The organism is Neisseria sp. P0022.S010, from assembly GCF_051956635.1.
The window spans coordinates 1-437 of record NZ_JBQCXF010000931.1; the positions used below are offsets into that span (position 1 = coordinate 1).

The window sequence follows — 437 nt, forward strand, 5'->3', positions numbered from 1 at the left end:
TTTTCAGCATCTTGACAGCCTTCTCCTCAGCCATCGCCTTGGGCATTTTGCCGATTAAAAGCGGCGTCATGACATTTTCCAACGCAGAAAACTCAGGCAATAGATGATGGAATTGATACACAAAGCCCAAATAACGGTTACGCAATTCGCCCAACTGTTCTTGGCTCAAACCGCCCAAATCCTGATCCATCAGTATTACCTTGCCTTCAGACGGCATATCCAAGCCACCAAGAAGGTGCAACAACGTAGATTTACCACTGCCAGACGAACCAATGATACTCACGCTTTCCGCTTCGGCAAATTCAAAATCCAAATGATTTAACACTTGTACATTCAATGCACCGTAATTATAGCTTTTGTCAACGCCAATACATTTAAAAATTGTTTTATTCATAAGGCAGACTGTGTATTATACAAATCTGACGCTGCCGACGAAG

1 protein-coding gene is annotated in these 437 nt (G+C 42.8%); it reads right to left on the reverse strand.

Features of this window, described 5'->3' with window-relative positions; translation table 11 throughout:
• The coding region (locus ACTHUT_RS22170) for an ATP-binding cassette domain-containing protein (RefSeq protein ID WP_440419969.1) at window positions 1–394 on the reverse strand (394 nt) is incomplete at its 3' end.
• Between the last annotated feature and the right edge of the window lie 43 nt (window positions 395–437).